Below are 24,975 nucleotides of genomic sequence, written 5' to 3'. Positions count from 1 at the left end.
GGATGTGGGCCGGCTCATCGCACGTAGGTGTCGCCCTCGCCCAGCCGCGACGCCGGATCGAGCAGCATCGCCGCCTCCTGACGCTTCTCGGGTGCGTCATGGTCGAACCGGCGGTCGGCGGGCTTCTCGTACATCGGCGGCCCACCGGCGATGGCCGAAGCCAGTCGCCGCTGCCCCGCCAGCACGCGCTCACCGGCCCGCTTGGTGTAGTCCGCCCGCTCCTGCTCGCTCAGCGAGGCCAGGAAGGCCTGCGGGTGCACCAGCGCGATCAGACCCGACACGTGGCCGAAGCCTAGGCTGGTGACCAGGCCCGCCTTGAGCGGGAACTTGTCACCTAGCCGCAGGGTCTCCCGCGGCCACACGAAGTGCCCGGAGGTGGCCAGCTCGTCGTCGACACAGTCCAGGCTGCGGTTCGGCGGGATGACGCCGTCACGCAGGACCTGGCAGAGCCCCATCATCTGGAACACCGCCGCACCGCCCTTGGCGTGGCCGGTCAGGCTCTTCTGACTGACGATGAACAGCGGGTTGCCCGCGGCGCGCCCCATCGAGTCGGCCAGCCGCTCGTGCAGCTCGGTCTCGTTGGGGTCGTTGGCCAGCGTCGAGGTGTCGTGCTTGGAGATCACCGCGATGTCGTCCGGGCCGACCCCCAGCTTGGCCAGCGAACGGGCCAGCTGCGAATCCTTACCGCCGCGCCCGGCGCCGAGTGCACCGAGTCCGGGAGCCGGGATCGAGGTGTGCACGCCGTCACCGAAGCTCTGCGCGTAACCGACCACGGCCAGCACCGGCAGACCCATCTTCAGCGCGAGGTCACCACGGGCCAGCAGGATGGTGCCGCCACCCTGGGCTTCCAGGAAGCCCAGTCGACGACGGTCGTTGGCGCGGGAGAACCTCGCGTCGCTGATGCCCTTGGCCCGCATCGTCGCGGTCTCGGCGGTGGCCGCCATGTCACCGAAGCCGATCACGGCCTCCAGCGTCATGTCGTCGAAGCCGCCGGTGACCACCAGTTCGGCCTTGCCGAGACGGATCTTGTCCATGCCCTCCTCGACCGACACCGCCGCGGTGGCGCAGGCGCCCACCGGGTGGATCATCGAGCCGTAGCTGCCGACATAGGACTGGATGACATGCGCGGCAACGACGTTCGGCAGGACCTCCTGCAGGATGTCATTCGGCTTGGCCTTGCCCATCAGGTTGCCGTGGTACATCGTCTGCATCGACGTCATACCGCCCATACCGGTGCCCTGCGTGGAGGCCACCAGGCTCGGGTGTACCCAGCGCATCAGCTCGTTCGGGGTGAATCCCGAGGACAGGAACGCATCGACGGTGGCGACGATGTTCCACAGCGCCACCCGGTCGATCGAGCTGGCCATGTCCGCACTGATGCCCCAGACCATCGGGTCGAAGCCGGTCGGGATCTGCGCACCGACCGACCGTGACAGCTTGGTCTTGCGCGGCACCCGGATCTCGGTGCCCGCCTTGCGGATCACCTCCCAATCCGAGGAGTCCGCGACCGGTCGGGCAACGGTGTGCTCGGGATCGAACTCGACGAATGCGCGAGCATCGGCCTCCGACGACACCACGAACCTGAAGTCCTTGTCCAGGAACACGCTGACCAGCAGCGGCGAGGCGTGGTCGGGATCGATGGCCCCGTCGTCGACGAACTCACGAATCCCGCAGCGCTCGACGACGGCGTCGTGGTAGCGCTCGACCAGATCGGCCTCGTCGACCAGCTCACCGGTCACGCTGTCATACCAACCCGGCTTGGGATCGTCCTCCCACCCGATCAGCCCGGTGGTCCAGGCCAATTCGAGCACACCGGCCGCCGACAGTTCGTTGTCGACCTCCATCTCGAAGCGGGTGCGCGAGGAGCCGTACGGTCCCAGTTCGGCGCCACCGACGATGACCACCAGGTCGGCCGGGTCGACATCCAGATCGGCCCACGCCGGCGGCGTGGATGCGGTGTAGCCGCGCGGCGGCGACGGCAGGGCGGCGATGGTTCCCGCCACCGTCTCGTCGTCGTCGGATTCCTTCGCCTCGGAGGACATTTCCTCGCGCGCCTTGGCGGCCAGCTCGGCCAGGTCGAGTTCGACATCGCCGAGCCCACCGGTCAGGTCGACCTTCAGCGGAGCGTTGGCCGACGCGACCTTGGCCTCGATCGAGCACAGATCGAGCAGCATCGCGGCCATCTCGTCGGTGCTGTAGGTGGTGACACCGGCCTCCTCGACGGCGCTGACGATGGCGTCGTTGTGCCCCATCAGACCGGTCCCCTTGGTCCAGCCGATCAACGCATGCGCGAAGCTGACCCGCTGCGCCCACGAGGATTCCGCTTTCCACCGGTTCACCACCGCGTCCAGCGCCGACTTGGACTCGCCGTAGGCGCCGTCACCGCCGAACATGCCGCGGTTGGGTGAACCGGGCAGTACCACGTGCAGGCGCGAGGCGATGTCGCGCTCGGCACCGATCGACGACAGCCCGCCGATCAGCCGCTCGACGGCCCACAGCAGGACCTTCATCTCCATCTCGGAGCGCGAGCCGGCATCCGACAGGTCACCGGCTACCCGCGGCGCGGCGAACGGGAACAGCAAGGTGGGCGTCAGCGCATCCTTGATGTGGATGGATTGCGGCCCAAGGCTTTCGGTCTGCTCACTGCCCACCCACGACGCCAAGGCGTCGATGTCGGCGTAGGAGGCCATGTTGGCCGGGACCACCCACAGCGACGCGCCGTAGCGGGCGTGGTCGCGATAGAGCTTCTTGTAGAAGGCCAGCCGGTCGTCGTTGAGCTTGGAGGTCGTCGCGATCACGGTGGCGCCGCCGTCGAGCAGGCCGGCGACCACCGATGCGGCGATCGAGCCCTTGGAAGCGCCGGTGACCACCGCGACCTCGTCGCTGTAGTGACCCTTGTCCGGGTTTTCAGCACCCGCGGCGATCCGCCCGAACAGCGAGGCGTGAATGTTGCGCCCGCTGGCCAGGGCCTTGCCCTGCCACCAGTTGGCCTGGGTGGCAACCACGTTGCCGGCGCCCTCGAACCGCTGCGACAGACCCAGCCAGTCGGCGTCGATATCGCCTTCGTCGGCCAACCACAGCTTGACCAGATCCTCACGTGCACTGGCCCAGCGGTCGTCGAGCAAGACCGCCTTCTTGGCGTCGAAGGCCGGAGCCACCAGCCGCGGCCAGTCCGAGCCCAGCTCGGCGGTCACCAGGTCGACGAGTTCGGCGTCGGTGGCCGCCGGCGCGGCGGTCACCGGGCTGTCCAGACCGAGCTGCCCCAGCACCATCCGCGCGGCCGAAGCCAGTACGCCATCACGTCCGGTGACCTGCTCGGCGAACTCGGTCAGAGCGGCCGAGTCGACCACCCCTCCGCCGGCACCACCGGCCGACGGCAGCGACACCGCAATGCCCTTACGGGCGGCCACCGAGGCGACCGCGGCATCGATGGCCTTGTCCACGGCTGCGGCGTCGGCCAGCGCACCCTCGTGCAGGCCGCCGAGTGCACCGCCACGCACGCTGCTGCCCTCCCGGGTGCCCAGCGCCAGTTCGGCGGTAACGTGCTTGGCCCAACCGTCGCCGAGTTCCCAGGTCTTCTTGACCCGTTCGGCGATCGCGGCCGGACGCTTGCCGGACGGGCCGAGCACCGTGCGCAGCTGGTCGTTGATCGAGTCGGAGAGCACCGGGCCGAACGGCTTGTAGGTGCGCGCCAGCTTGGACACCTGACCCTTCAACGAGGCCAGGTCGGCCTCGGCAGCTCCGTCGATGGCGCCCAGGTTCAGCTCCGAGCCGAGGTCGACCAGCAGCTGGTTACGCCGCGAGGACGCACCGTCGGTGATCGACTCGATAGAGTCCAGCGGCTCGATCTGGTCGATGCGCATCTTCGCGCTCAACGCGATCAGCGCCAATGTGGCATCGCCCGCGTCGAATCCGATGTCGTCGGGTCGGGGTCCCCCGGCAGGTGCGGCCACCGGCGCCGGTGCGGCCTCGACCGCTGCGGCTTCGGCCGGCGCCTCGGAGACGGGAGCCTCCTCGATGTCGGAATCGTCAGTGGCCGGATCCTCGTCACTGGCGAACAGCACGGCGGCATCGCGCTCAGAGTTGAGCACTTCCACTGTGCTGTGGGCATATTCGGGCAACTTCAGGGTGTTGCTGGCCAGACCGGCCACCGTCGGCGCCGACTTCACGCCGATCTCGACGAAGCGCTCCACGCCCAGCCCACCGGCTGCCTCCTCGATGAACAGCAGGTCCTGCGTCTCGATCCAGCGCACCGGGCTGGCGAACTGCCAGGCCAGCAACTCGATGACGACCTTGCGGCACAACGCATGCGGCTTCTCGTTACGCCATGTGTCGTAGTCGGCCAGCACCTCATCGAGGGGCTCGGCGGGCACCAGATCGCGGATCTCCTGGATGAAGTCACGGTCCAGGGTGAACGGCCGCGGCACCAGGTTCGGGATGTACCGGCCGACGATCAGCCCCGGATCGGCATCCTCGGGCATGACGCGTTCCAGCGCCCGGCGGAAGTCGTCGACACCGACCCGCAGCACATCGGAGTGGAACGGCACATCGATACCGGGCACCAGGATGAACGACCGCTTGCCACCGCTGATCTCGCGGCGCCGCTCGACCTCTTCCTCCAGCGCCTCCAGGCCGCGCACCGTGCCGGCGATCGCGTACTGCGAGCCACGCAGGTTGAAGTTCACGATCTGCAGGAATTCCCCGGTGCGCTCGGCGATGTCGGCGACGAAGCCCTTCACCTCGGCGTCCGGCAGGTCGATCTGCGACGGGCGGATCGCCGCCAGCCGGTAGTTGGACCGGCCCATCTCGTCGCGCGGGACGATGTCGTGCATCTTGCTGCCGCGATGGAACACCACCTCCAGCAGGGCCTCGAGCTTGTAGACGCTCGACACGCACGCCAACGCCGTGTACTCACCGACGGAGTGACCGCAGGCGATCGCGCCCTCGACGAAGGCACCCTGCTCCCGCATCTCGGCGACCTGCGCGGCGGCCACGGTGGCCATCGCGACCTGGGTGAACTGAGTCAGGTAGAGCACCCCTTCGGGATGCTGGTAGTGCACACCGGAGGCGATCAGGCTGGTCGGGTTGTCGCGCACCACATGCAGCACCGAGAAGCCAAGGGTGTCGCGGGTGAACTTGTCCGCGGTGTCCCACACCTTGCGGGCGGCCTTCGACCGGGCCCGCACCTCCATGCCCATGCCCTTGTGCTGGATGCCCTGACCGGGGAAGGCGTACACCGTCTTGGGTGCCGCCAACCGCGCGGTCGCGCTCATCACGAGATCGGTGCCGACCTTGGCGGTGACCTCCAAAACCTCGGCACCCAAGTCGATTCCGACCCGATCGACACGGAAGTCGATCTCGTCGCCCGGCTTGACCATACCCAGGAAGCGGGCGGTCCAGCCGATCAACTTGGCCGGCGGGACCGGCTTGCCATCGGTGGCGGTCACCACGTGCTGCGCGGCGGCCGACAGCCACATGCCGTGCACGATCGGCGATTCCAGACCAGCCAGCAGCGCGGCGGCCTGATCGGTGTGGATCGGGTTGTGGTCCCCGGAGACCACGGCGAACGGACGCATGTCGACCGGTGCGCCGATGGCGACGTCACGACGGCGGCGGCGCGGGGTGTCGGTGGCGTTCAGTGACACCGCTCCCCCGGCCCGAACCGGGTCGGTGAGTTCCTTGGCCCCGGTGCGGCCGCGGATGGCGAACCGCTCCTCGAGAACCGCCAGGATCATCCCGTTGGCGTCGGTGACGTTGACCGTCACCGGAACGACCCGGCCGACCTCGGTGTCCGTGGCCACCGAAGCGGTTGCCGTGACGGTCAATTGGGCCGGTTCCTTGGGCAGCGGCTTGAGCAGCCGGGCCGCGTGGTCCAGGTGCACCAGGCTCAGCAGCCCCTCGACGACCGGGAAACCAGTGTCGGTGGCCGCACCGCCGATGGCGGCGAAGACCGCCGGCCAGCACCGGCCGACCAGCGCGTCGGGAACGGTCGACAGGGTCGGCGCCAACGGCGAACCGAACGTCGCCGTCACGCCGGTGTGGTCCGCGACCCGCTCGGGATCCCAGCCGACGGTGACGGTGGTGGAGCCGTTGACGACCGGCGGCAGCGCATCGGGGCCGTCGACGCCGGCGGCGATCGCCAGCACGGCGCGCATCGCGGCCGCAGCGTCCTCGGTGCGCACCACCGGTGTGCCGCCGTCGATCACCGTGGCCGGCAGCGTGTAGGCGATGTCGATCCAGGTGCCCGACAGCGGGACACTCAACACCACCCGGTCTGCGGCGACGGCTTCCAGCCGCGCCCCGGTGGAATGGTTTGTCGCGGAACGATTGTCGTGCACCAGCCAGTCAGTCGGCGCCGCGATGCGGTGCACCGGGTTGGTGGCGGTGCGACCCGCCCACAGCACGTCGGGCGAATCCAGCACGATCGCCAGCGGCCCGGTCACATCGGTACGGAGCCGCAGCCGCGCGGCAGCCGGCTCGGGCTCAGCGCCCGAGGCCAGCACCTCGTCGACGGCGGCCTGTTCGAAGCGGTCGAGCAATTCGCCCACCGGCTCGTCCACCCGGGTGATGCCGGCGACGGCCTCGGTGCCGGGGATGACGCAGACCTGCTCGGCGGTGTAGCGGGCGTCGTGGGCCTGCCACAGCGAGTCGCTGCGCCACCAGCGCCGCACGTCCTTGTCGATCACCGGGACGAAGTTGACCGGCTTGCCCAGCGTCTTGCACAGCTGGACGAAGAACGGAACGTCGGCGGGATGCAGTAGCACCGCCGCGGCGTCCGGGTAGCGGGACAGCAGCGCGGCCAGCGCCTCGTCCGGGTTTTCCAGCAGCCACTCACCGTCGGGCGAGGCTGCGTCGAACAGCGTCTCGATCGGACCGGTGTCTTTCGTGTTGAGCCGGGCCTCGGCGCGCTGCAACATCTCGGCGAAACGGTCGCGCCAGGTGATGTCGAGCCACGGCGAGTCGGCGGTCTTGGTGTCGGCGGTGGAGTCACCATCGCCGATCGCGAGCTCGACGTAGCGCTGCAGCCACTGCAGGTAGCTCATCTCGGCGATGTCGCCGAAGTACGGCTTGGCGGTGACCGCCATCGCGGCGATGATCTCCTCGCGACGCTCGGCGACGGCCTCGGCGTCACCGGCGACGTCGTCGAGCAGCCGCCCGCAGCGGGAGGCGGCGTTATCGATCTCGTGGATGTCGGCGCCGAGCTGGCTGCGTCCGGAGGCCATGCCGTTCGCGGCGTGTCCGGCCCCGACCCATTGGTCGGTTCCGGCGGTATCGACCAGCAGCTGCTTGACCGCCGGCGACGTGGTGGCCTCCAGGCAGGCCATCGCGGCGGTGCCGACCAGGATGCCGTCGACGGGCATCAGCGGGTAGCCGTAGGCCGCCGACCACCGGCCGGACAGGTAATCCACGGCACGTTCCGGCGTGCCGATACCGCCGCCGACGCACACGGTGATGTTGGCGCGGCCCCGGAGTTCGGAGTAGGTGGTCAGGAGCAGGTCGTCGAGGTCCTCCCAGGAGTGGTGGCCGCCGGCGCGACCGCCCTCGATGTGGACGATGACCGGCTTGGTGGGCACCTCGGCGGCGATCCGGATGACCGATCGGATCTGTTCGACGGTGCCCGGTTTGAAGACGACGTGGGCGATGCCGACGGAGTTCAGCTCGTCAATCAGGTCGACGGCCTCCTCCAGATCGGGGATGCCGGCACTGACCACGACACCGTCGATCGGCGCCCCGGCCTGGCGCGCCTTTTGCACCAGCCGCTTTCCGCCCAACTGCAGCTTCCACAGGTAGGGGTCGAGGAACAGCGAGTTGAACTGGATCGCCCGCCCGGGCTCCAGGAGCTCGACCAACTCGTCTACGCGCTTGTCGAAGATGGCCTCGGTGACCTGGCCGCCACCGGCCAGCTCGGCCCAGTGCCCGGCGTTGGCCGCCGCTGCGACGATCTTGGCGTCGACGGTCGTCGGCGTCATCCCCGCCAGCAGGATCGGCGAGCGACCGGTGAGCCGGGTGAACTTCGTCGACAGCTTCACCGACCCGTCGGGCAGACGGACCACCGAGGGCGCATAGCTCGACCACGGCTTGGCCACCTCGGGGACGGCGCCGACGGTGAACAGGTTGCGCTGGCCGCCACGAGTGGCGGCCGGCACGATGCCGATGCCCAGCCCCCGGATCACCGGTGCGGTGAGCCTGGTCAGGATGTCACCGGGGCCCAGGTCGAGAATCCAGCGGGCACCGGCCTCGTTCAGCGCGGTGACATCCTCGACCCAGTCGACCTGCTGGACCAGGATGGCGTCGGCCAAGGCGCGGGCCAGCTCGACGTCCAGACCGACCGCCGCGGCCCAACGGCCCACGATATCGATGCCGTCGGCCAGGCGCGGCGTGTGGAAGCCCACCTCGACCTGCACCGGATCGAACACGGGTGAGAACACCGCGCCGCCGCGCACCTTGTTCTTCCGGTCGGCGGCTTCGGCCTCGGCGATCTGCTCGCAGTACAGCTCGAATCGCGACAACTGTTCGGGGGTCCCGGTGATGACCACCGACCGCCGGCCGTTGCGGATCGACAGCACCGGCGGCAGCACCGTGCGGACGTCGGTAGCAAACTCTTCGAGGAGCTCGTAGATGCGCTCGGGTTCGGCGTTGGTCACCGACACCATCGGCGGGCGGTCACCGAGGACCGAAATACCGCGACGGCGAGCCACCAGGGTGCCCGCGGCACCGATCAGCTGGGCCAGGGCCAGCAGCTGCACGTCCTTGGCGCCCGCGGCGCGCAACGCCTCCACGGCGAGCACACCCTGCGAATGGCCGGCAACCGCCACGGGCGGGGTGGCGGCCAGGTCCATGCCCTGACGGGCGAGCGCACGGATGGCGGCGATCTGGGTCAGCAGGACGCCGGGAACCGACACCGCGGCCGACGTCAGCTGCTTGGCCGAGGGAACGGGTTCCTCGGCGGCCAGCGCGCGCACCCAGCGCAGCGGCTCGAAGCCGATCGGACGGACCACGACCAGTTCGTCGGCCACCGGCTCCAGCAGCAGCTCAGCCTCGCCGGCGAGGGTGGCGAGTTCGGATTCGATGCCGGCCGAGGTGACCAGCTCTTCCAGGGTCTCCAGCCAGGCGCTGCCCTGTCCGCCGAAGGCCACGGCATAGGGCTCGCCGGCGGTGAGCCGGTCCACGAGCGCATGAGTAGAGGCCTGCTTGGCACCGCCGCGCCATGATCCGTCCCCCGCGGACAGCCTGTCGTGTTCGTGGATCGTCACCTTATGTATCTCCCTCGGTGCTCTTCGTCGCGTCTTCGCGTCTTCGCTTCGTGTGTGTCGGCGTGTCAGACCTGCGCTGCCTTGCGGAGGTGTCGTCGGCGATTCCCCGTCGAATCACGGCGTCCGCGCGATCCCCTCCCCTGGGGTCGGCGGACATCCCGGCTGTACTAAGAGTGGCATAAGAACCAGCACCATTTTCCGCCCGGTATCGGTTACTGGCGAGTTCTACGCACGGGTAACAGCACAATGGGTAACACGGGGCCGAACGGCCGCCGAGACCTTCCGGGACAAACGTCCTGCATGCAGGTGGTTACGGTTGAGTAGGCGCAACAGTGCAGATCAAGGCACGATTGTTATCCAATCGTTACATTCGGATTTACTGTCGGCCACCGAGCGGCGAGGCGTCCAGCCAAGCACTTGCTCGGTTTTTCAGTCGACATTCGTTCACCGGAATGGCGTCAGCAAGTTTGCTGGCAAATCCTTACTAGCCGGTAAGTTTTGTGTTTTGCATCAGTCCCACTGGCCAAACTGAGGCTTCATGATGTTGTTCAGGTCCACCCCGATGCCGGCGACCTTGCGTTTGTCGATCTCGACCTGATGCAAGTGTGCGGCGGGATGCGTGTAGCCCTTCGGCGAGCCCCAGTTGTGCTGCCAGAACCACGATCCGATGCCGTCCTGCAGCGCCCAGTCGATGGTCTTGGAGTTGGCATAGACGCCCACACGCTGGTGACCGATCACCGACTCCCAGGCGCGCAGATACGGCGCGACCTGGGACTTGTACTGGTCGAGGCTGGGATCGTCGTCAATGGACACGTAGATCGGGGCACCGACCGGCCCACCCGCGGCGGTGTGCAGCGCCCAACCCCGCTTGGCGTGGATCACGCCGGCCTGCTGGCCGCCGAGCCAATCCGCGGTCTCCTGCTTGCCGAACTGATAATTCGAGACGATCTTCAGCCCGGCCTGGTAAAGATCGCGGGCCTCGGGCAGCTGAATCGGCTTGCCCAGCATCCAGTCGCCGCCCGGGCGCCGGTCGGAGACGTATCTGATGGCGCCGAGCGCACCGGAAGCCTTCAAGTCCCGGGCGCTGATCACACCGGCGGCGTAGTCCAGCAGCACGCCCAGCGGAGCGGCCGCGGCGGTGGGCGGAGCCAGCGTCGACGCCAGCGTCCCCAGGCCCAGCGCGGCCGGGGTTGCGGCGGCCAACTTCAGCACGTCGCGGCGCGACAAAGACACACCTGGAGAATACGACAACAACCTCAGCGATCTCATCAACGCCACCGGTCACATCTGCATCACCTCCTGGCAATTGACGTTTGATCGCGAATCCGGTGGCGCAGGCGTCCAGCGACCGGCGATTCCCATCATCAGCCTGCACTTTGACAACGCAATCCGTACGATCCATCCATGCCGTCAGCCGCACCACAGATCGAGTTGCGCGGGGTGCGGAAGGTGTTCGGCGAGGTGACCGCGGTCGAGGGCGCGGACCTCTCGGTCGCCGATGGAGAACTGTTCGCGATCCTCGGCCCGTCGGGGTCGGGCAAGACGACCGTGCTGCGGATGATCGCCGGCTTCGAGCAGCCGACGGCGGGCACCGTTCACCTCGGCGGCGCCGACGTCACCGCGCTGCCGCCGGCCAAGCGGGACACCAACACCGTCTTCCAGGACTACGCCTTGTTCCCGCACATGACGGTGGCCCAGAACGTCGAATACGGGCTCAAGGTCAAAGGGGTGGCCCGCTCCGAGCGCAAAGAGCGCACCGCGGCGGCCTTGGACATGGTGCGACTGTCCGGCCATGCCGCCCGCAAGCCCGCTCAGTTGTCGGGTGGACAGCAACAGCGCGTCGCGCTGGCTCGTGCCCTGGTGGGCCGGCCCAGGGTGCTGCTGCTCGACGAGCCGCTGGGTGCCCTGGACCTGAAGTTGCGCGAACAGATGCAGGTGGAGCTCAAGGCGATACAGCGTGAAGTCGGCATCACCTTCGTGATCGTCACCCACGACCAGGACGAAGCGCTCTCGCTGTGCGACCGGCTCGCGGTGTTCAACAATGGCCGCATCGAACAGGTCGGCGCTGCGCGCGAAGTCTACGAGAACCCGGCGAACCGGTTCGTGGCCGATTTCGTCGGCACCTCCAACGTCGTCGAAGGAGCGACCGCCGAGGCCCTCCTCGGCCGGTCCGGCACCTTCGGGATCCGCCCCGAGCGGATCCAACTGCTGGCACCAGACGAACCAATACCAACCGGAATGCGCGGTGTCACAGCACAAGTCGCCGAAGTGGTGTACTCGGGCCCGATCACCCGGGTCGCCGCCGATACGTCCGGAGTCCGGCTGACCGCAACGCTGCTGTCGGCCGAAGCCTCCACCGACATCACACACGGCTCGACCGTCGCGCTGGCGTGGCCACCCGGTGCCGTCAGATCCCTGTCCGAATGAGAGAAGGAGCTCGCCATGAGAACCACCACCCGTCGCCTCGGCGTTGCGCTGGCCGCCTGCGCCGCACTGGTCGCCGCCTGCTCGAGCTCCGACACCTCCGGGGGCGGCAGTTCTACGGCACCACCCAAGATGGAGCCGCTGTCGGCACTGGGCCAGGGCGAAGGCCAGCTCAACCTGATCGCCTGGCCCGGCTACGCCGAGGACGGATCCAACGACTCCGAGGTCGACTGGGTACACCCGTTCGAGCAGAAGACCGGCTGCAAGGTCAACATCAAGATCGGCAACACCTCCGATGAGATGGTGCAGCTGATGCGCACCGGCCAATACGACGGTGTCTCGGCCTCCGGCGATGCCACCCTGCGACTCATCTACGCCGGGGACGTCGCCCCGGTCAACACCGCGCTGGTGCCCAACTACGCGACCATCTCCTCGTTCCTCAAGGACAAGGAATGGAACTCCGTCGATGGCCAGATGTACGGCATTCCGCACGGCTGGGGCGCCAACCTGCTGATGTACAACACCGACGTGGTCAAGGACTCCCCCGACACCTGGGGCGCGGTGTTCCCCGGCGCGCCCGAGTACAAGGGCAAGGTGACCGCCTACGACTCCCCGATCTACATCGCCGACGCCGCTCTCTACCTGTCGAAGGCGAAACCCGAACTGGGGATCAAGAATCCGTACGCGCTCACCGAAGACCAGCTGAGCGCCGCCGTCGACCTGCTCAAGGAGCAGCACGCCAACATCGGCGAATACTGGTCGGACTACACCAAAGAGGTCCAGGCCTTCGAGTCCGGCACCTCGGTGATCGGCACCAGCTGGCAGGTGATCGCCAACATGCTCACGTCCGACAACAAGGTCAAGATCGCCACCGTGTTGCCCAAGGAGGGCTCCACCGGCTGGTCGGACACCTGGATGATCTCGTCGAAGGCCAAGAACCCCAACTGCATGTACCAGTGGATGGACTGGATCACCTCCCCGGAGATCAACGCGCAGGTCGCTGAATACTTCGGCGAGGCTCCGGCACAGACCAAAGCCTGCGAGTTCACCACCGACAAGACGTTCTGCGAGACGTATCACGCGACCGACCCCGGCTACGCGGAGAAGATCAGCTACTGGACCACGCCGCAGAAGCAGTGCGTGGACGGCAGCGGTGACAACTGCACGGCCTACGACGAGTGGGTCGACAAGTGGCAGCAGATCAAGGGGTGACACACTCCGGTGAACCGGCGCATCCGCCTCGCCTTCCTGCTCATCCCTCCGCTGGCCTGGCTGGTGGTCGCCTACCTGGGTTCGCTTGGTGTACTGCTACTTTCGGCCTTCTGGAGCACCAACAGCTTCACCGGGGCGGTGGTGCGGACCTACACCGGCGACAACATCGTCCGGGTGGTCACTGACGCGGTGTTCCGCGCCGTCACGCTGCGTACGCTCGGAGTCGCGCTGTCGGTCACCGCCATCTGCATCGTGCTCGCCGTTCCGCTGGCGCTGTACATGGCCAAGGTCGCCTCACCGCGGATGCGGTTGGCCCTGGTGGTCGCGGTGACGACACCGCTGTGGGCGAGTTATCTGGTCAAGGCCTACGCCTGGCGGATGCTGCTGTCCCCGGAAGGCCCGCTGCACTGGGTTGCGGGTTACACCCCGGGTTACGGCCTCATCGCCACGGTGCTCACGCTCGCCTACCTGTGGCTGCCGTACATGGTGATCCCGGTGTTCGCCGCCTTCGAGCGGGTGCCGGACCCGTTGATCGACGCCAGCGCCGACCTCGGCGCCTCCGATCTGACCACGCTGCGAACCGTCGTGGCGCCGTTGGTGTTTCCCGGCATCGCCGCCGGTTCGATCTTCACGTTCTCGCTATCGATGGGCGACTACATCGCGGTGACGATCGTCGGCGGCAAGACCCAGATGCTGGGCAACATCATCTACGGACAACTGGTGACCGCCAACAACCAACCGCTGGCGGCGGCACTGTCACTGATCCCGCTGGCCGCGATCGTGGCATACCTGCTGGCCATGCGGCGCACCGGCGCGCTGGAGAACGTCTGATGCTGTCCACCGCGATGCGCCGACTGGTCCGGGGCTGGACCGTGCTGGTCCTGGTATTCCTCTACGCACCACTGCTTCTGGTTGTCGTCAACGCGTTCAACTCGTCCAAGACGTTCGCATTTCCGCCCACCGGGTTCACCACGCGGTGGTGGACCGATGCCTGGGCCAGTGACGGCATGTGGCATTCACTGGGTAACTCGGTGGTGGTCGGCCTGTGCGCGACGGCACTGGCATTGGTGCTGGGCACCATGGCGGCCTTCGCCGTGCAGCGATACCAGTTCTTCGGCCGGCAGACCATCAGCTTTCTGGTGGTGTTGCCGATCACGCTGCCGGGAATTGTCACCGGTATCGCGCTGAACGCGACGTTCACCTCAGCTCTCGGGGTGACGCTCGGGCTGGCGACGGTCATCGTCGGGCACGCCACCTTCTGCATCGTGATCGTCTTCAACAACACCCAGGCGCGGCTGCGCCGGCTGGGCACCGGCCTCGAGGACGCCTCGGCCGACCTGGGTGCGTCGGGCTGGCAGACATTTCGCTACGTGACCTTTCCGATGATGCGCGGCGCACTGCTGGCGGGCGCGATCCTGGCGTTTGCGCTGAGCTTCGACGAGATCGTCGTCACCACGTTCACTGCGGGCCCGACGGTACAGACGTTGCCGATCTGGATCTTCGGCAACCTGTTCCGGCCCAATCAGGCCCCGGTGATCAACGTGGTCGCCGCGACCCTGACCCTGCTCGCGGTGATCCCGGTGTGGCTGGCGCAGCGCTTCGGCGGGGATCCGGCCTCGACCCGGGTCTAGCCGGAGCAGCGAAGCCGGGCGAGTCGCGCGGCCGGGATGGATTTGACGGATCAGCCATCGCCCGGAGCCGCTCGAATTAGTATGCAGTGCACAGTGCCATGCACCCGCTCGCCAACGGGTTTGGCAAGGGGGGTAGTTCATGTGGCACGGTCTGATTGTCGACCGACTCGCTAGACCGCCGGCCTGGTCTCGGCGCCCGGGGCGATGTCGCCGGTAAGCCAGCAGGACTCGGCCGGAGCCGGCCTGCGTTGCCTGCGTTGCCTGGGTGGCCGGTACGGCTCCACCCGGACGACGATCGGGCTCATCGTGCTCGCGGTGGCCGCCATCGGCGTCATCAGCGTGGCGTACTGGCTGCTGGGCGGCACGCTGCAGTCGACACCCCCGCCGCTGGTACCCGAATACCTCGGTGCGGCAATCGCGTTTGGCTTCATCGGCATGGCGATCTGGATCCTGTACCTGCGCACCCCGGCCCGGCCGACGCTCCACCTGATCACCGCCGGTCTCACCCTGTTGGGTGTCATCACGGCGGCGGTATGGCTGGGCCCGCTCTCCGCCGTCAGCGAACCCGACGCGGTCCACGTGTTCCGCGGTCCGGCACCATTCATCAGCCAACTCGCCGCGTTCGGAGCGACCTTGCTCTGCGGCGCACTGCTTCTCAAGATGCTCCAGGAGAAGAGCACCGCCGCACGAGTCATAGCCGAGGCGTTCGTTCTGGCCGCCTTCTTTCTCGGCGTCAGCGCGGTCATCGTTTACGCCTACGGCGAGGATCTTTCGGCGCCGTTGGCGCTTCTGCGTAAGGTTCGAGTCCCTGCCGCGCTCAGCATCACGCTGCTCACGGTCGCGATCGCCGTCGGCGAGCAGCGGTGGGCGATTCACCGGCTGGTCCGCCGAATGGGTTGGGGGGCCGGTCTGTTCTTCGCCGTATTGTTCGTCCTGCTCGCGCTTACCGGATTGATGTGGCGCATAGCCCAGTCCGATGCGAAGAACCAACTCTCGGTCCGATTCGACTCGGATGTCCAGACGATGCAATATCTTGTCGAGTCGCATTTGAACAGCGACATCAAGGCACTCAAGGGCGGGGCGAGTCTCTTCGCCGCCTCCGAAGATGTCGATCGCGCGAGCTGGAAAGCCTATGTCGACGGTCTGAACCTGGCGCGGGACTACCCCGGTGTCCAAGGGTTCGGATATGCCGTGGTGCTCGACAGAGATCAACTCGCTGAGGTCGAGAACAGCGTTCGCGCGGAGGGATTCCCGAAATTTTCGATCTTCCCGCTGGAGCCGATCCGAGATGTCTACACCGCGATCATCTACCTCGAGCCGTTCGACGCGCGCAACCAGCGGGCATTCGGGTATGACATGTTCTCGGAGGCGGTTCGCCGGGACGCGATGACCAGGGCGCGCGACAGCGGCGAGCCCGCTATGTCGAGCGCCGTGCTGTTGCTGCAGGAGATCGAATCTCGCACACAGCGAGGCTTCCTGATATACGAGCCGGTGTACCGGCGCGGAAGCTCACCGGACACCGTCGCCGAGCGCATCGCCGATATCCAGGGTTATGTGTACAGCCCGTTCCGGATGAACGATTTCCTGGACGCCGCCATCGGCAACCAGTTCTCCAATATTCGGCTCGAGGTCTTCGACCAGGACCCCAGTGATCCCGAAGCCCTGCTGGAGGACAACAGGATGTACGGCGAAGCTCTCGGAGCTGATCGCGGATCCGGGCCAAGCACCGTTCAGGAGCTGAGTACGGGCGGCCACACGTGGCTGCTGCGGTTCACCGCGACACCCGGCTACATCCCGCGAGAAGACACCTATCGAGCACGGCTCGTCCTCTTCAGCGGCCTGACTGTCAGCATCGCACTGGCACTGGCGACGTACTTCCTGGCGTCCTCGCGCCAGCGCGCCGTCTCGATCGCCAATGTGCTCACCGAGGATCTGGCCAGCGAGCGAGATGCCGCACTGCTGGAACAGAAGAAGGACGAGATGCTCCTCAACGGGATCATCGAAGCGATGATCGTCGTGAGTCCCGGCGGCGTGATCGAACGGATCAATGCCGCGGCTGAAGCGATCCTGCGGGCCGACGAAGCGCAGTTGCTCGGCAAGCACTACCGGGACGTCCTGATCGCCTACCAGGAGGACGGACAGCCCTACCCGGCCGCCGAACGCCCCATCGAGGCCGCACTGCAAGACCGCCTGCGAACGGCCAACGCCGTCGTGCACTACCGGCGCGCAGACGGCAACAGCTTTCCGGCACTGGTCAGCGTCGCCCCCCTCATCCACAACAACGAGTTGTTCGGGGCCATCGAGATACTCCGCGACATCACCGAGGAACGCCGGCTCGACAAGGCCAAGGACGAGTTCCTCTCCGTCGCTTCCCACCAACTCAGAACCCCGATCACCGCACAAGGCTGGCTGCTGGACATTCTGACCGATCCCGAAACGGTCGGCCGACTCAGCGATCAGCAACTCGACATCGCGCAGAAGCTGATCAAGAGCAACGATCGCCTGTCCGACCTGGTCACCGCGCTGCTCAATGTCTCCCGCCTGGAATCGGGCCGTCTCACCGTCGCGCCGGTGCCCACCGACCTGGCCGAGCTCACCAACAGCGTCCTCGACGAGGTCGCCGTCGAGGTGGCGCCGAGACGACAGCGGATCATCGTGCACGCCGAGCGGTTGCCGGACATCAACATCGACCCGGTGCTCATCAGGCAGGTCATCGTGAACCTGGTGACCAACGCGAGCAAGTACTCGCCCGACGAGTCGGAAATCGAGATCTCCATCGAGCAGCGCGACGCCGACATCGTGTTCACGATCACCGATCACGGCTACGGGATACCCGCGTCCCAGCGGGAGCGGGTGTTCTCGAAGTTCTTCCGCAGCGAGAACATCCTCGACAAACAGACCGACGGGAACGGACTGGGTCTGTATCTGGTCAAGTCGATCGTCGAGTTATCCGGTGGCAGTATCAGTTTCGAGTCCGTCGAGGGTCGCGGGACGACGTTCTGCTTCACCCTGCCGCTGGCCGGCAGCCCCGCCCACGAAGGCGAGGTGAGATTTGGCCCGTCCTCACTCGACAGGGTGTGATCCGCGCCCGCCAATCGCACCGTGCAGCGTCACCAACGGAGGTCTGATCACATGACTCATACCATCGTGATATTCGAGGACGACGCGTTCCTCCTGGATGCCTACCAACTCAAGTTGTCGGCGAACAAAGAGTGGCAGGCCATCACGTTCCCCGACGGGGAGTCCGCGTTGCAACGGATCAAGGACGCCCGGCCAGACATCGTTGTGCTCGATCTGCTGATGCCCAAGAGGTCCGGCATCGAGATCCTCAAGGAGATGCGAGCCGACCCGGAGACCATCGGGATTCCGGTCATCGTGGCATCCAATCTCGGACAGAAGGACATCGTGAACCAGGCGCTCGAGCTTGGCGCGAAGGACTACTTCATCAAGAGCGAAACCAAGATCAACGACATCCTGCGCGCAGCCAAGAAGTATCTGTAGCACTCAGGCCAGGCCTGGTCTTCTCCCACCGACCACTGCCGCCTCGCGATGGCCGCTAGCAGCCGGACGCGGGCACGTCGGAAATGAATTTGCATCGCCGAGAGATGATTGATGCGGCGGATCGACGAGAGGGTGGGGCGCAGTGCGGGCCTGGATTGTGTGGTCGACGGGGTTGTTGGCCTACATCGTGGCCGTTCTGGACCGGACCACACTCGGGGTTTCCGGGCTGGACGCCGCCAACCGGTTCTCGGCCAGCCCCGGCGTGTTGTCGACATTCGTGGTGCTGCAGGTGATCGTCTACGCCAGTGCCCAGATCCCGGCCGGGGTGCTGTTGGATCGCTTCGGATCCAAGGTGATGATCCTGTCCGGCGGTTCGTTGATGGTCGCCGGGCAGCTGGCGCTGGCACTCACCGAATCATTGCCCACCGCGATTGCCGCTCGGGCTGTGGTGGGGCTCGGTGACGCTTTCACCTTCATCTCGGTGTTGCGCCTGGTCCCGCACTGGTTCAAACCGCGCCAGATTCCGCTGGTGACCCAGTTGACCGGCATCTCGGGCCAGCTCGGCCAGGTGTTGTCCGCGGTGCCGTTCCTGTCGCTGCTGATCGGGTCCGGGTGGACGACGGCCTATATCGCCGTCGCGGCCCTCGGCGTGCTCTCGCTGGTACTGACCCTGCTGCTGGTGAAGAACACCCCGACCGGGGTGACCGTCCACGACCCGGTGACCAGTGTGCGCGAAACGCTGGCCAGCGTGAAGACGGTGTGGATGCGGCCCGGCACCCGACTGGGCTTCTTCACCCACATGGGTACCCAGTTCTCGGTGACGGTGTTCGCGCTGATGTGGGGTGTTCCGTATCTCACGGTGGCGCAGAAACTTTCGCGCACCGAGGCTGGCACGCTGCTCAGCATCTCGGTGGTCGCGGCGATCGTCTCCGGTGTGGTGATCGGGATCATCACCGGCCGTCATCCGCACCGGCGCTCGCGGCTGGTGCTGGGCATCATCGGCAGTAACGCCCTGATGTGGACCGTCGTGCTCGCGCTCCCGTCGCCGACACCGCGCTGGCTACTGGTCGTGCTGATCGTGGTGATCTCCGTCGGCGGGCCAGGGTCTATGGTCGGGTTCGACTTCGCTCGCACCTTCAACCCGAAGTCCACGCTCGGCACCGCGCAAGGCGCGGTCAACATGGGCGGATTCCTGGCCTCGCTGCTGGTGATGCAGGCGATGGGCATGATCATCGGCGCGGTGGGCGGCTACTCCTTCGAGTCATTCCGGCTGGCGTGGTGCGTGCAGTATGCGGTGTGGGCACTGGCCGTGGTCGGCATCCTGATCACCCGCAAGAAGGCCCGGCGCACGATCGGCGACATCGAGGAGAGCCGGTACCTGCTCGAGTTCTTCACCGATACCGACCTCCAGCCGGTCCCCCGCCCAGGTAGGTAGTCAGCGGCGGTAACGCGGGCCGAACGGCCGTCGATATCCCAGTCAGCCCCGAGCTGCCGCGCAACACCCGACTCCGCGGCAGCCCGGGCCTCCACTTCTCTCCCGGACGACGAAGCCCGTCATCCGGTGACTTCCGGCCCTGCCGAGGCCGCGTGCACCCCGGCACACTGACCCACAGGGTTAGTGAAAGGCCGACGATGACGGGAAAGGTCAACCACCTCACGACGTTGGATGCCGGGTTCCTGCAACTCGAGGACACCGATCGTCACATCAGCCTCGCCATCGGCGGCGTCGCGGTGCTGGCCGGTCCCCCACCGGAATTCGGTGCAGTGCGGGACACGGTCGGCTCCCGCGTCTTGACCAACCCGCGGTCAACCCAGGTGCTACGCACCCACCCCTGGGATCTGGCCGCACCGGAGTGGGCCGACGATCCGACCTTCGACATCGCCCATCACGTGCGTCGCACCGCACTTCCGTCGCCCGGTGACGACGCGGCGTTGTCGGCCGAGATCGCCACGATCATGGAACGCCGGCTGGACCGAGCCCGGCCACTGTGGGAGTGCTGGGTGATCGAGGGATTGGCCGAGGACCGCTGGGCGTTACTGATCAAGGTGCATCACGCGCTGGCCGACGGGATTGCGGCTGCCAACCTGCTTACCGCGCTCTGCGATGACAGCAACGTCGGTAGCTTCGCCACCGCCATCGGGGCCGCAAAGCGCGACAGCCGCCGATCCGGTCTGTCGCTACCCAGCCTGAATCCATTGACCTGGGTGGGTGATTCGGTACGGTTCACGGTCGGTGCGGGCAAGGTCGCGCTGCGGGCCGCCGGCGGTGCCGCCGAACTCACCGCCAGCCTGCTGCGCCCGGCCGCACCGTCCTCGCTGAACGGGCCGGTCGGTGATCTGCGCCGATACGGCTCGGCGGTGGTGAAGCTGCGCGATGTCGAAGAGATCGCCCACACCTGGGGAACCACCATCAACGATGTCGCGCTGGCCGCGGTCGCCGACAGCTACCGGGCCGCGCTGTTGCGTCGCGGCCTGCAGCCGCGCCCCGACTCGTTGCGCACCCTGGTTCCGGTATCGGTACGCGGCTCCGACGCCATGGACGTGTCCGACAATCGGGTATCGCTGATGTTGCCCCTGCTTCCGGTCGACGTCGCCGACCCGTTGCAACGGCTGCGGGCCGTCCACGGCCGGCTCTCGGTGGCCAAGTCCAGCGGCCAGCGCCAGGCCGGCAGCATCCTGATGTGGGCGACGAACCTGGTTCCGTTTCCTGTGACGGCGTGGACCGTGCGCCTGCTGTCACGGCTTCCACAGCGATCGGTGGTCACCGTGGTGACCAATGTGCCGGGACCACGCCAGCCGGTGACGATGATGGGGCACAAGGTTCTTCGCCTATTGCCCATCCCGCCGATCGCCGTGGGTTTCCGCACCGGCATCGCGATATTCAGCTATGTCGACGAACTGGCCTTCGGCCTGCTGGTCGACTTCGACGCCGCCCCTGATGTGCATGAGCTCGCCGTCGGCATCGAACGCGGGGTGCAGCGGCTGCATCGTCTGGCCAAAGCCAGTGGGCGTTCGCGCCGCAAAGGCGATCTGCTGCTGTTGTCCAACGGCTGACTCAGCGTGACGGCCTTGGCCGTCGGCCACGGGGATCGGTCATTCCGGGCGGATGCCGTTACCGGCCCGCGCCGCTTCCAGGAGCAGGCGTCGCTCGGCTGCGGCAACCGTGCGACGGGCACGCTCGGCGGCGTCGGGGTTGACCGAGATCGATGTGATGCCCATCCGCACAAGGTATTCGGCGAACGCCGGTTTGGTTGACGGTGCCTGACCGCACAGCGAGGCTGTTATGCCCAGTCTGCGGGCAGTCGAGACGATACGACCGATCGCGTCGAGCACCGCCTCATCGGACTCGTCGAACAATTCCGCGCACAAATCGGAGTCGCGGTCGACGCCGAGCATCAACTGCGTCAGGTCGTTGCTGCCGATCGACACTCCGTCGATGCCCATGCCGACGTATTCGGGCAGCCAGTGCACCACCGACGGAACCTCCGCCATCACCCAGCGATGCAGACCCCGCTGGCGCCCCAGCGGGCTGGCGTCGACCAGCGCCAGGCACTCCTCGAGCTCCCAGCGCGTGCGCACGAACGGAATCATCAAGTGCAGGTTGGGATTCTGCTCACGAACCCGGGCCAGCGCGCGCAACTCGAGGGCGAAGACGTCGGGCTCCTTGACGTAACGGTAGCACCCTCGGTAGCCGATCATCGGGTTGTGCTCGACGGGCTCGTAGGTCTCCCCGCCCTGCAGTCCGCGGAATTCGTTGGTGCGGAAGTCGGTCGCCCGGTAGACCACCGGCCGGGGTGCGAACGCCCCGGCGATCCGGCCGACCGCCGCGGCCAGCGCGTCCACCAGCGTCTCCTGCTCGCCCCGGGCGATGAGGTCGCGCGGGTGCCGGTTGCGCAGCGCATCGGTGAGGATGAACTCCGCCCGCAGCAACCCGACTCCGTCGACATCGGTCGCGGCAACGCGTTCGGCGCTGTCGGGCATCGCCAGGTTGACGTAGATCTTGGTCGCCGTCACCTCGGTGGCACTGGCCGCCACCGCCGCCGGCTGTGCGACGGGTGCGCTCTGGGCTCCCCCGGTCGCGCGGCCGCTGAGCACCCGGCCATGGGTGCCGTCCACCGTGACGACCATGCCGTCTTGCAGATCGGTGGTCGCGGTCCGCGCCCCCACGATGCAGGGCACGCCCAGCTCACGGGCAACGATGGCCGCGTGGCAGGTCATTCCGCCGGTGTCGGTCACCAGCGCGCAGGCCCGGCGCATGGTCGGCAGCCAGTCCGGGTTGGTCATCTGCGCCACCAGCACCTCGCCGTCCTGAAGGCGGGCGCCGTCGGCGACATCGGTCAGCACCCGCACGACTCCGGATGCCTCGCCGGGCACCGCAGGAAGCCCCTGCGCAACGACCTCGTGGGTCTCCGGTGCTGGTTTCCCCACCCGGTGCAGCGTGGTGATCGGGCGGGTCTGCACGATCCACGTTTTGCCGTCGGCGATCGCCCACTCGGTGTCCTGGGGACAGCCGCTGTGCCGCTCGCTTCTGACCGCGATCTCGGCGATCACCCGCACGTCGTCGTCGGAGAGCACCGGCGCCTGGCGGTCAGCCTCGGACAGTTCGACGTTCTGGTCGCTGCCGTCGGTGCCACGAATGATCTTGAAAGACTTGTATCCGATCCGCCGGGACAGGATTTCACCGGTCTCCTTCGACACCACGTAGGTGTCCGGCTCAACTGAGCCGGACACCACGACCTCGCCCTGACCGAAGGCTGCCTCGATGACCACCCGGTCTTCGGCATCGGTGGTCGGGTCGGCGGTGAACGCCACACCGGCGCGCTCCGAGGCGATCATCGTCTGCACCACCACCGCCATCGCCGGGTCCGCGGAGAATCCCCGGCTGGCCCGGTAGGCGACCACCCGGGGACTGAACAGCGACGCCCAACAGCGTTGGACGGCGTCAAGCAGACCGTCCTCGCCGCTGATATTGGTGAAGGTCGCGTTCATGCCGGCGAACGACGCGTCGGCACCGTCTTCTCCGGTGGCCGACGAACGCACCGCGACGATGGTGCCCGACCCGAGCCGCCGGTAGGCGGCCAGCACCCGTTCGCGGACATCCTCGGCCATACCCGCGTTCAGGACCAGGGTCTGCATCTGCTGACACAGCTCGGTCAGCTTGTCGGTATCGCTGACCTGTGTCATGGCCTCCCGGTGCGCGGCGTTGAGCTCGTCGGCGATGCCGGCGGCCTTCGTCGACGCCAGGTAGCAATCCCTGAGCAGCACGAAGCCGGGCGGTACGGGCAGCCCGGCGGACACCATCTCGCCCATGTTGGCACCCTTGCCGCCGGCCTCCTCCGCATCGCTCATCCTCAGGTCGGCGATGTCTTCGACGTAGTGGCTCGGCATCTGTGATCTCCTCCAGTGTTGCTGCGGGACTGCTCAAATGGCCATGGTGCAGATTTCCCTGGCGTGGGCCACGGAGTCGGCCTGCACACCGCTGGTATCGATGCGGTGGGCCCCGGCCCACCCGTCCCCGACCCGGTCGGCCAAGGCGGTGGTGATCTCGGGTGTCACCTGCGAGGTGGTCTGTGCCCGGCTGTGGACCCGGGCGACAGCGGCGTCGAGTGGTGCGGTGCAGGCGAGCTCGACCTCGACGGCGCCGGTATCGGCGGCCAGCCGTCGGGCCAGCTCGCGATGCCGCGGATCCTGCCAGGTGCCGTCGAGGACCACGCTGCGTCCTTCGGACAGCTCCAGGTGGGCCCGGCGCAACACGCCGTCGTACACCGCGTCGATGTTCTCTCGGGTATAGAGGCCCTCGTCGAGCACCCCCGGCGCGCCGGTGATCTCACCGAGCCGGGCCATCTCGGCACGCACGTCGTCGGTGGAGATCACCTCTGCGCCCAACTCTTCGGCCAGTGATCGGGACAGCGTGGTTTTTCCGGTGCCCGGGCCGCCCCCGACCAGGATCAGCCGCACCGCACCGGCCCGCAGGTGGTCGCGGGCGATCTGCAGATGACGGCGGGCGTCGTCGGCCGCGGAACCGACGCCCTGGGTGTAGCGCACGCAGTCGACCTTGGCTCGCACGACGGCGCGGTAGGCGATGTAGAAGTCGCCGAGGGAGGCCGGCGCGTCGTCCTCGGCAAGCCTGGTGTAACTGCTCAGGAACAGTTCGGCCAGGTCGGGTCGGCCGAGGAACTCCAGGTCCATCGCCAGGAATGCCGCGTCGTCGATGACGTCGACGTAGCGCAGAGAATCGTCGAATTCCAGGCAGTCCAGCATCGCCGGACCGTCCTCGAGGCAGAAGATATCGTCGGCCAGCAGGTCGGCATGGCCGTCGACGATCTTGTGGTCCCCGATGCGCCTGGCGAACAAGACCGAGCGTCCGGCGATGAAATCGCTTGCCAGTCGATTGATTTCGGCTACCAGCTCAGGGTCTGTCCCCGGGACGACACCGTCGGCGTAGCGCTGCAGTTCGCCCAGGTTCTCCTGCCAGCGCGCCGTGATCGCGTCCACCCTGCCCTGGGCATCAACCTCACGCCCACGCGAGGCCGACGCGTGGAAACGTGACAGCACCAGCGCCACCGCCATCAGGTGGTCCTCGACCGGCCCGCCGGTGCGCACCATCGTCGCCAGCCGCTTCTCGTCGGGATGGCGGCGCATGACGATGACCGGTTCGGGATCACCGCCCGGCGCGGTGAAATGAGCGATGCCCAGATAGCTGGACGGCGCCAGCCGGCTGTTGAGGACGAGCTCGTGGGCACAGGCATGTTCGCGGCGCTCAACGGTGGAGAAGTCCAGGAAATCGGTGACGACGGGTTTCTTGACCTTGTACGCCCGGTCGCCGATCAGGAACACCATCCCGGTGTGCGTCTCGGCGATCTGCGGGTGCCATCCCATGGCTTTGATCCTTGCCCCGCCACGACCACGCACACAGCGGCCCTACGGCCACTTCACCCGGGTGCAAGGTCCCT

12 protein-coding genes are annotated in these 24,975 nt (G+C 67.2%); 8 read left to right on the top strand and 4 right to left on the bottom strand.

Annotated elements, in window-relative coordinates:
- Window positions 1-14 precede the first annotated feature (14 nt).
- Window positions 15-9,254: a type I polyketide synthase gene (locus ORI27_RS13655; RefSeq protein WP_265997409.1), complete on the bottom strand. Its 9,240-nt coding sequence runs from the start codon at window positions 9,252-9,254 to the stop codon at window positions 15-17.
- A gap of 510 nt (window positions 9,255-9,764) precedes the next feature.
- Window positions 9,765-10,487, bottom strand: a complete 723-nt coding sequence (locus tag ORI27_RS13650) for a glycoside hydrolase domain-containing protein (protein WP_265997408.1) — start codon at window positions 10,485-10,487, stop codon at window positions 9,765-9,767.
- A 171-nt stretch (window positions 10,488-10,658) separates the two neighbouring features.
- On the opposite strand from ORI27_RS13650, the gene ORI27_RS13645 reads away from it, so the two are divergent.
- The 8 genes from ORI27_RS13645 to ORI27_RS13610 all read left to right on the top strand — a co-directional run bounded on the left by ORI27_RS13645 (window position 10,659) and on the right by ORI27_RS13610 (window position 21,076).
- On the top strand, window positions 10,659-11,681 hold the full coding sequence (locus ORI27_RS13645; RefSeq protein ID WP_265997406.1) for an ABC transporter ATP-binding protein: 1,023 nt from the start codon (window positions 10,659-10,661) through the stop codon (window positions 11,679-11,681).
- A gap of 15 nt (window positions 11,682-11,696) precedes the next feature.
- Window positions 11,697-12,890, top strand: coding sequence for an ABC transporter substrate-binding protein (locus tag ORI27_RS13640; RefSeq protein ID WP_265997405.1), 1,194 nt, complete (start codon window positions 11,697-11,699; stop codon window positions 12,888-12,890).
- A 9-nt stretch (window positions 12,891-12,899) separates the two neighbouring features.
- Complete coding sequence (locus tag ORI27_RS13635; RefSeq protein ID WP_265997404.1) at window positions 12,900-13,721, top strand: ABC transporter permease; 822 nt, start codon at window positions 12,900-12,902, stop codon at window positions 13,719-13,721.
- On the top strand, window positions 13,721-14,521 hold the full coding sequence (locus ORI27_RS13630; RefSeq protein WP_265997402.1) for an ABC transporter permease: 801 nt from the start codon (window positions 13,721-13,723) through the stop codon (window positions 14,519-14,521). Before ORI27_RS13635 ends, ORI27_RS13630 begins: the two co-directional genes overlap by 1 nt.
- 204 nt (window positions 14,522-14,725) lie before the next feature.
- The gene (locus tag ORI27_RS13625) at window positions 14,726-17,602 is read left to right on the top strand and encodes a CHASE domain-containing protein (RefSeq protein WP_265997401.1); all 2,877 of its coding nucleotides are present in this window, start codon (window positions 14,726-14,728) and stop codon (window positions 17,600-17,602) included.
- A gap of 51 nt (window positions 17,603-17,653) precedes the next feature.
- On the top strand, window positions 17,654-18,022 hold the full coding sequence (locus tag ORI27_RS13620; protein WP_265997399.1) for a response regulator: 369 nt from the start codon (window positions 17,654-17,656) through the stop codon (window positions 18,020-18,022).
- A gap of 142 nt (window positions 18,023-18,164) precedes the next feature.
- The gene (locus ORI27_RS13615; protein WP_265997398.1) at window positions 18,165-19,457 is read left to right on the top strand and encodes an MFS transporter; all 1,293 of its coding nucleotides are present in this window, start codon (window positions 18,165-18,167) and stop codon (window positions 19,455-19,457) included.
- Window positions 19,458-19,654: 197 nt separating this feature from the next.
- Window positions 19,655-21,076, top strand: a complete 1,422-nt coding sequence (locus ORI27_RS13610; protein ID WP_265997397.1) for a WS/DGAT/MGAT family O-acyltransferase — start codon at window positions 19,655-19,657, stop codon at window positions 21,074-21,076.
- A 39-nt stretch (window positions 21,077-21,115) separates the two neighbouring features.
- On the opposite strand, the gene ppsA is transcribed toward ORI27_RS13610, so the two are convergent.
- Both ppsA and ORI27_RS13600 read right to left on the bottom strand, forming a co-directional pair.
- Window positions 21,116-23,410 (bottom strand): phosphoenolpyruvate synthase, encoded by a 2,295-nt coding sequence (ppsA, locus tag ORI27_RS13605; protein WP_265997396.1) that lies wholly within the window; start codon window positions 23,408-23,410, stop codon window positions 21,116-21,118.
- A 33-nt stretch (window positions 23,411-23,443) separates the two neighbouring features.
- Window positions 23,444-24,901, bottom strand: coding sequence for a bifunctional aminoglycoside phosphotransferase/ATP-binding protein (locus ORI27_RS13600; protein ID WP_265997395.1), 1,458 nt, complete (start codon window positions 24,899-24,901; stop codon window positions 23,444-23,446).
- Window positions 24,902-24,975: the final 74 nt, after the last annotated feature.

This window comes from Mycobacterium pinniadriaticum (genome assembly GCF_026242045.1).
Classification (GTDB): Bacteria; Actinomycetota; Actinomycetes; order Mycobacteriales; family Mycobacteriaceae; genus Mycobacterium; species Mycobacterium pinniadriaticum.
The sequence above is the reverse complement of the archived record's forward strand: the minus strand, read 5'-3'. Positions and strand labels throughout refer to the sequence as shown.